Origin of the sequence: Chryseobacterium sp. (genome assembly GCF_022712095.1) — a bacterium.
In the GTDB taxonomy this organism is placed as follows: domain Bacteria; phylum Bacteroidota; class Bacteroidia; order Flavobacteriales; family Weeksellaceae; genus Chryseobacterium.
The window spans coordinates 1-9,019 of sequence record NZ_JALAHD010000029.1 but is presented as its reverse complement, the minus strand read 5'-3'; the positions used below and the strand labels follow the sequence as shown (position 1 = coordinate 9,019).

6 protein-coding genes are annotated in these 9,019 nt (G+C 37.6%); 5 read left to right on the top strand and 1 reads right to left on the bottom strand.

What is annotated here, in order from left to right:
- Nucleotides 1–297: 297 nt before the first annotated feature.
- The 5 genes from Q0A18_RS01380 to Q0A18_RS01360 all read left to right on the top strand — a co-directional run bounded on the left by Q0A18_RS01380 (nucleotide 298) and on the right by Q0A18_RS01360 (nucleotide 5,570).
- Nucleotides 298–1,899, top strand: a complete 1,602-nt coding sequence (locus tag Q0A18_RS01380) for a hypothetical protein (RefSeq protein ID WP_292008375.1) — start codon at nucleotides 298–300, stop codon at nucleotides 1,897–1,899.
- Nucleotides 1,900–1,920: 21 nt separating this feature from the next.
- Complete coding sequence (locus Q0A18_RS01375) at nucleotides 1,921–3,570, top strand: hypothetical protein (RefSeq protein ID WP_292008374.1); 1,650 nt, start codon at nucleotides 1,921–1,923, stop codon at nucleotides 3,568–3,570.
- Nucleotides 3,571–3,588: 18 nt separating this feature from the next.
- Nucleotides 3,589–5,064, top strand: a complete 1,476-nt coding sequence (locus tag Q0A18_RS01370) for a hypothetical protein (RefSeq protein ID WP_292008373.1) — start codon at nucleotides 3,589–3,591, stop codon at nucleotides 5,062–5,064.
- Between the two features lie 142 nt (nucleotides 5,065–5,206).
- A complete protein-coding gene (locus Q0A18_RS01365) occupies nucleotides 5,207–5,389 on the top strand; it encodes a hypothetical protein (protein ID WP_292008372.1) in 183 nt (60 codons plus the stop codon).
- Nucleotides 5,390–5,423: 34 nt separating this feature from the next.
- The gene (locus Q0A18_RS01360) at nucleotides 5,424–5,570 is read left to right on the top strand and encodes a hypothetical protein (protein ID WP_292008371.1); all 147 of its coding nucleotides are present in this window, start codon (nucleotides 5,424–5,426) and stop codon (nucleotides 5,568–5,570) included.
- Nucleotides 5,571–5,925: 355 nt separating this feature from the next.
- Here the strand turns inward: Q0A18_RS01360 and Q0A18_RS01355 are convergent, their stop codons facing one another.
- Entirely contained in the window at nucleotides 5,926–8,667 is a 2,742-nt protein-coding gene (locus tag Q0A18_RS01355) for a TonB-dependent receptor (RefSeq protein WP_292008370.1), read from the bottom strand.
- Between the last annotated feature and the right edge of the window lie 352 nt (nucleotides 8,668–9,019).

The following is a 9,019-nucleotide window of genomic DNA, read 5'->3' as shown; positions in this document are numbered from 1 at the left end:
GTAAAACAAGGGTTAACTTTATTTTCCTTCAAAATCATTGGGTGGGCGGGAATCGGAGAAGGACTAAGTAATTTAGCTATATAAACTCTCCATAGAGTTAAAATTGATTTCATCAAAATCCATAGTGTATGGTGATGAAATAAAAGCTTCTTTTATAATCAATCAACATTTTTTCTTTTCTAAAACGGACATGAGTAGACTTATGTCATACAAATGAATTGTGTTTTGTTTTCAGCCGGTTGATTAGTTAAAATAAGCTTGTCTATTCTATTTATAATTAAAATTTTAAAGCAAAAGATGAATAAAAAAATATATGCATTCACATTCTTGCTGTTGAATATCTGGGGTTGGTCGCAAGTGGGAATTGGTGAAAAAGGCATTAAAGGAGCACTTCACCTTAAAGGACAGTTTCCGGCCGATGGAACAGAGAATGATTCAATTACAAGAAATGTAGGGTTAATATTACCCAAAGTGGATACTCTGAATGACGGAAGCCGCCTTCCCAATGTAGTGACTCCTTCAGGAAGTGCGGCAGTAGAAGGAACGATGGTATATGATGGAAAAAACCAATGTGTAAGGGTGAAAAATAGTGATAACAGTTGGCAGGATTGTCTGGTAGATAAATCTTCAGTTACCAATGTTTTCAATTATGATGTATATGGAGGATTAAATGTAAGGGCAAAAAAAGCAGTAGCCGGCAATAATTTCTCAATCATACTAGGACTTGATGATAATGCTGTATATGCTTCAGGATTAAATTCCAATGGAGAAACAGGAGTAGGAAATACCTCTGGGAATACAGCCACTTATTCATTGATTCTTGCCAAATCGGTAGTGGATATAGCTGCTGGCGATTTACATGGATTGGCAGTTACCTCTAATGGAGAATTATGGACATGGGGATCCGGAAGTAATTATCGTACCGGACACGGAAGTACTAATAATAAGGCATATCCGATGAAAGTAAAAACTTGGCCATCCAATATAAAAGCGATGCGCGTAGAAGCAGGATATTATAATTCTATGATATTAGGAGATAATGGGAAAGTGTATGGAATGGGTGCTTTTTCGGAAGGAACTATGGCTAACGGAAAGAATTCTACGTCTTCTTCCAATTCTTATCAAACTCCTCAGGAAATTCCCAATCTGTCTTCATATACCTTTAAAGATATTTCCCTGTCAAGATTTTCAGGAGCAGGATTAACAGTGGATGGTAAAGTATATGTATGGGGAAATCAGCAATATGGAAGGTTGGGAACGACAGCTAATTCTGGATATATTACTCCTACTCAGATTTTATCAGATGAAAAGATTAAGCAAGTGGCTATGGGAACTAACCATGGATTGGCTGTAACTGAAGATGGAAAAAGAATATACGGATGGGGGGCTTCAAGAGCATATGGAATAGAATCCAATACTTATTATTCAACCCCTATGGATATAACAGCTCAGATTAATAGCGGAGCAGGATTAGCACCTGATGAAGAAATCATATATGTAGCTGTTTCCAGATTGGATGCCTCGGCAGCTAATACCGGAGCTTCTATTATAATTACCAATAAAAATATTTATTCAGCAGGAAGTAATACACAGCCTCAACGTTTAGGTTTAGGGTTTTTCAAAGGAACGACATCCGTTAAATATTCTCCGGGATCGAGCAGTTCTTCTCAAGAAAGTCTGGAAGGTTTTGTGCCTATGTATGACAAGGCAATCTATAAAGGAACATTATTTCAGCAAGCCTCAATAGGATTAAATCACTCTTTGATGGTACAAAAAGTCGATTCTGCTAGCAATATTGGAGGTTACGGTTATGGTACAGGGAGTGTGAATAATAATCAGCTGGGGGCTATCAGTCCGGGATTTTCATCACTGCCTATTCCAATGCTGATAAAAAAATAAGTACATATAATAATTTAAAAGATGAAAAAAATAACATATATATTTCTGTTTGTGGTTTTGAGCTTGCCTTTATACGGACAGCTCGGAATAGGAACAGACAAGCCACAGGGAAAACTGGATATTAATCAAAAAGATAATAAAAACCGAATGGGGCTTGTTTTACCAATAGTGGAAAAGGTTGATGTAGATAGTATATACACAAAAATAGATGCTGATGATAATGAATCTGACCTGGTGATAATTCCGTCAGTTACTACTTTTGATCATCCTTTTCAAACGATAACGATATCCGATACGGATGAAACAGGTCAGATTAATACAGAAGAGATGAGGGTGCCTTCAGATGAAGCGCCTGAGGGAACTATAGTATATGACGCAAGTTTAGGATGTATAAGAGCTAAAAAATCGGCATCACTAGGAGATTGGACCGATTGTCTGGTTGATAGCCAATTGGTAAATGATGAAATTAATTATGATGTATATGGTGGACAGGATTTTAAAATAAAAAAAATGTCTGCAGGATATTATTTTTCCGTGGCGATCGGAGCAGATAATAAAGCGGTTTATACGGCAGGAAGAGGTTCTTATTATAGAACCGGACAGGGAAGAACAGGAAATACCCCGTGGACTAATATCATAGGAAAGCCTGCAGTAGATGTTTCTGCAGGATACCAGCATGGGGCAGCAGTGTTGGAAGACGGATCATTATATACATGGGGAAATAATAATAGTGGGGAAACTTGTCAAGGTACAAGTTCAGGAAATACCCGAGCTCCTAAAAAAGTAATAATGCCTACAAATTCTAATGTTATAAGGGTAGAAGCAGGATATCGTAATACATTGATTTTAACGGAAGATGGAAAAGTATATGCTTGTGGCAGAAATAGCAATGGCCTTAATGCTAATGGAATAACCGGTGGTGTGCAAAAAACACCGGTAGAGGTAGATGGTTTGGATGGTGTAATGATCAAAGATATTTCCCTGGCAGCTAGAGCTGCGGCTGTTCTATCCGAAGATGGTAAAATATATACCTGGGGGTCTAATGAATCGTATCGTACAGGATTAGGGACTTCATCAGGGAATACTTTAATTCCCACTATTCCTCCCGGACTGGAAGCTTCCGGAAAAGCCTTTAAAAATGTAGCGATAGGTATCGGAAACGGTATAGCAGTAACTACAGATGACAGGATTTATGTTTGGGGAAACAGAGCGTTGGGAACGACTTCCAGAAATAAGCCTACTTTGGTATCTCCAGGTGAATTAACAAGAGACTCGGATGAAAGTGTGGTAGCCGTTGCTGTAGCAAGACATAAAAATTCTTCTTCCAGTGGATCTGCTACTATGGTGATCACTGATAAATCAGTATATGCCACCGGTCGAAATATAGCCGGCAGAAGAAACAATTTTGGAAGATTGGGAATTGTAGACAGTGAGACAGGATCCATTATAGAAAGTCAAAACGGCAGTTTTCTTGAAGCAGAATCTCATGCTTTCTTTTCAGGAAAACCTTTTACAGGAGTATCTATCGGTTATAACCATGCACTTATATCCACGGGTGAGAGCGCTGATAATCCGTCAGCCAGTTATCTTGGATACGGAAGCGGATATAACAATTATCGTCAGCTCGGAACTACAGCTAACCGTAAAGTCTATATGTCATTGAAAAAGTAATAATTAAAGATGATACTAATGAAATATAATAAAATAAAAAGAAATATATATATCCTTCCTTTAGCTTTGACCGGTATATGGAGTTTTGGACAGGTAGGAGTAGGAACGCTTACCCCTAAGGGAGTTTTACATGTGGAAAGTAATGATATGGGAATTGTACTTCCTAAAGTTCAGGATACTGTTTCAGTAATAGCCCCGGATGGGAGTCCGGCAATAGAAGCAACGGTAGTATATGATATGTCTGATAAATGTGTTAAGTATAAAAGAGCGACTAAATGGTCTGATTGTCTCCTGGATGATGCCGGAGCAAGAAATGAAGTTTCCAATGTCCTTAATATCGGAACCGAATTTAAAGTTAAGAAAGCTTCTGCAGGATATCAGCATACACTACTGATAGGCCAGGATGACAATGCCTTATATGTAGCAGGAGATAATGGAGATGCAAAAACAGGTTTAGGACGGACAACAGGAAATACAAGTTCATTCCTATTGAATTTTGCTTACCCTTTAGCAGATGCTTCTGCGGGACAATTACATTCCATTATAGCCACTGAATCCGGTGAAGTATGGTCATGGGGATATAATGGAAACTATAGAACCGGCTTAGGAATTAATACCGGAGATACGGGGTTACCCACAAAAGTAGACGGATTTGGGAAAAATGAAACATTTGGCAAAGCGGTAAAAGTTCAGGCAGGAGGTCAGAATTCATTTGTATTAACGGAGGCTGGAATAGTATACGGCGTAGGAGGTGCTACCAGCAGCAGTAACACTGGGCCTGGTACTGGAGGTGCTGCCAATACATTTACGGCAATTGATATTCCGGGGACGGTAACAGATATTTCCGCATCACAATATACTGTAGCAGCTTTAACTTCTGATGGAAAAGTGTATGTTTGGGGAGTAGGTAAATCAGGACGTTTGGGAACAGGAAATACGTCTAATGTTTCTACTCCTACCCAAATTACCTTTCCATCAGATACTTCTGTGAAAACAGTAACAATGGGCTGGGATAATGGTGCAGCAATTTCTTCAGATGGAAAGAATGTTTATAGATGGGGCGATGGAAATTCTATTGGAAACCTGGGGATTGATGCTTTGTCACCCCATAATATTGGTATACCAAATTTTGGTGATAATGGAGATGAAGCTATAGCATTAGCTGCCCAGCGTTTTGATTATGGAGCCGGGAATCTTTTTATTTTTACTAATAAAGGAGTGTATGTAACCGGAGAAAACAGACAGGGGCAGCTCGGGATCGGAAATACCAGCAGCGTAACAGGATCTGCAGCTTTGGTCTCCACCCTTGGAGTCTATAGTGGAACTACTTTTACAGGAGGTTCTGTAGGAAGGCAGCATACTATACTTACTACTGGTGAAAATACAGGAAATACTAATGTAAATTATGTAGCTTATGGGATGGGATCTGTTTCTGACAGACAGTTGGGGGCTATTACGAAACAAAGGAGAACACCCACTGTGATTACCAAATAATATAGTATTTGATTAAATATATTTTATATCTTGTAATGAAAGACACCCTGAATCGGGTGTCTTTTTTGGCTTAACTGTAATAATACATTTGATACAATGATTTTAGTCTATACTGATAGTTGAGGCGTAATATATATTTTAGATGGTACCAATATTTCTTATATTTTCAATCAATAGTCTAAGTCCCACAGAGACTTTTGATGGTAACGGAAGTGCACGTATTAGAAATTTGAAAGACGTTATTTCAGCAGACTATATAGTATTTGCATGTGCTAACGGTGTTCTAAAGAAAGCGGATATTTCATATGCACTGTTACAGAACTAATCTGGTAACAGCTGCGAATGCTGTATAGGCTTATGTGGAAAGTAGAGACCCGGGAATTACTTCTACAGATGATGGTTTTAATGTTTTTATAGAAACTCTTTTATATCAGTCTCCGGCCAGAGTGATGAGTAACGGAGTGTTTATTGCACCCGTAGCTGGTTTATACCTTGTCTCTTCCTGAGTCCCAATGATACAAACCTGAGCCGGATCTGAGAACCAAATTACATTTGAAGGTGAATGGAATTGATATTGCAACCTATGAAAATGGGCTTGTAATAAAAACTGCTTTTTATGATTTATCAGAAGTACAGTTTCCCCAGAATTGTAAAGTTGAACGCAGGAGATACGGTAAAAGTAACCCTTACTTCAGCTCTTATTTATAATGCAAGCTACATTTCTCCCCAAATATGAAAGATCAGGGATATCCTTATTTATCTGTTTACAAAGTAAATTAATAATATAAAAATAGATTTTAAAATGTAAAAAGTCAGAAGTTTACCTCCTGACTTTTACTATATATAATCTTTTGGCTTCGATTAAAAATTGAAGTCTAATCTTGCAAACAGATATCTTCCTCCGATTCCGTATTGGGAAACCTGACGTGAATAAACCAGCTGGTTTCCTGCTGTGAGGGTCTCTATATTAGGATTTCTTGTTGGCATAATATTGAAAATATTATTGGCACCGACCGTCAAACCAATTTGTTTTGTAAAACGATGTCCTACCGACAGATCGGTAACTACCTTATCGTTAAGAACAAAATGCTCATTGGCAACACCATCACCATTCAGATCGAGAAGGTTAGCATCAGTTACCTTTCCGAAGTAAGAGTTTCTTATAAATACATCTATTCCGTATAAGCGTATACTGTGTGAAAGGTTAGCCTTTACCCTCGGAACGGCTTCTTCAAAATAAATTCTGTTCTCTTCTGAAAAATAACTGCTGATTTGCGATTGCAGTTGCTCAGAAGATTTAATGCTTCCTACCTGTTTTGTCTTATTAATATTAAAAGATAGAGAATTATCAATACTTATTTTAGCATTGATCTTATTCTTTTGGGTAACTACAAGGTCTAAACCTTTCGTTTCTGTATCTATTGCATTGGCAAAAAATTGTGCAGCTTCCGCATTTGCCTGGTCAAATGCAGTCTGGACAGTTCCTGCAGTATCAGGCCTGTAAAACAGATCAGTCAGTACGATACGGTCATCAATCCTAATAAAATAAGCATCTGCACTGAAATTCAGTCTCAGTTGAGGAATAGTAAAATTAAATCCGGCACTTAAAGATTTGGATTTTTCCTGTTTAAGACTTGGAATTCCCAGACTCTTTGTGATCTGCTCGTCATTGCGGAATGTGGCAACCTGTGTAGTATTTCCTCCGTTGATAAGAGTAGACGTGGCACTGTAATAAAGCTGTGCCAGGGAAGGTGCTCTGAATCCTGTTGATCCGGCAAATCTCAATTTAAAATTTTTATCCAGTTTAATGTTGGCTGCCAGCTTATAATTAAAAGTAGAACCAAAATCCGAATAATTTTCATAGCGGATTGCTCCGTCTACAAGAAGCCATTTCGTAAAGTCCACCTCAGCATCTGCATAAGCTGAATAACTATTTCTTTTCCTTGATATTGCATTCTCAGGACGATATCCAGGGAAAACCTGAGCACCGCCCGGTCTTGCATTTCCAAAAAAATCAGTATTCAATAGAAGAGAAGATGTAGTTCCGTTAATCACATTTCCATTAATATCATAAGTATTGTAAGATTCGGGACTTCCTGCTTGAATGATGTAATTTTCATAGCGGTATTCACCTCCGAAAGCAAAGTTGAGCCCTTCAAAGGCATCAAACTTTTTTGAAAAGTCAAGATTTAACGTGTTTTGGCTAAAGGCCATTCCTCCTGCGTCAAATTCAGTAGGAGAAGTATTCCCTAATGTGGCATTTTCTGTATTATTAATTGTGTAATAAAAAGCATTTTTTCCAAAGGTATTACTTAAATCAACATTCCAGTCACCTATTTTACCTTTAACCCCTGCTGCCAAAGAATAATCAGAGATGTTGGTTTCTATTTCAGGCAGAAATCCGTTAGGATAAAGAGACGTTAATGTTCTTGCCTGATTAGGGAATCTGTAAAATCCTCCGGCCTGTCCGTTCCGGTAACTAAATCCCCCGAACGAATAAAATTTCCATTCTTCATTAATTGGAATTTCAGTATTGACATACAACTGGCCACTGGCTAGTTTAGATTGTCCCACCTTCATATTAAAGTCTTTTCTTTTCAGCCCTCTGTAAGCTAATTCCTGATCAGAAACATCCCTATTTAAAATTCCTTGGAGATCTGCAATGCTGTTGGCAGAATTAATTTGAGAAAGATAATTGGGGTCAAAATATCCTACATTTCCGGCGTATTGTTTAATAGTATTAATAATGGAATTTGTATTGGGAGTATTATTAATATTTCTATAGAGAGATTCTATATCAACTCCGTTTTGCATAGCACGGTAAGCAATGGCATTATAAGCATTGTAAATGCTTCCGTTTTGTTCTTCAGCTCTAGAATAAGGATCCCTGAAGGCTCCGGAACCTGTTATATTGATAAACCCATTATTCCCGATTTTCACTCCATAATTTAAATCAACAGAAAGAGTTTCTCCGTCAACACCTCCTGTATGATTATTAGCTACAGAAGAAAGATATCCTCCCGTAGTAATCTGCCCGGAGAATCCGATACTCTTTTTAAGCTGAAGATTAATAACTCCTGCAATAGCATCAGAGCCATATTGCGCTGAAGCTCCGTCTCTTAGTACTTCTATACGGTCTAAAGCAAAAGCTGGAATGGCATTAAGGTCGGTTCCTACACTTCCTCTTCCCGGAGTAAGAGTAGTATTGATAAGAGAAGACTGATGCCGTCTTTTTCCATTTAATAGAACTAATACCTGATCAGGACCTAAACCTCTTAACTGTGCCGGATCCGAGTGATCCGTTCCGTCATTTATCGTGTGAGAAGTGGATGAAAAAGAAGGAACCAGATAATTGAGTATCTGGGAAATACTCTGTTGTGGGGATTCAGTAACTATATTCTGCATTTTGAATACATCTACAGGAACAGGAGTATCGGTTTTTACACGTCCTGTACTTCTTGATCCTAATAATACCACTTCAGAAATTTCTTTATTTCTTAGAGTATCCCCTTCTTTTTTTGTTTGTGCTTCTACCGATAATCCCGAGTAGAAGATTAGGGCTGTTGTTACAGCGGTTACTTTAATCTTGTTGTTTTGTTTCATCACCAGATCCGATATTTATTTTATTTTTTGACATAAAAAAACCTTTTTAGTTATCTAAAAAGGGAAGTTTGTATAATGAGTGTATAAAACCTACCTTTTCCGGAGAGGAATAGTACACATTTCAATCATTGATAGAGTAGAATATGCTGAAGATTTATACATTGATAATTAAATTTTATAAGTCGACAAATTTAATAGACTATATGGAACGGTGCAAGTTTTTCTGTAAATTTTTTATATAGATATATCCTATAATCTGTCAGGAGTACAAAAAATCTCCGATTATCAGAAACCGGAGATTATTTAACATATATGAATGCTTATTATTTAGTAATCAAAGAAACTTCTTTTC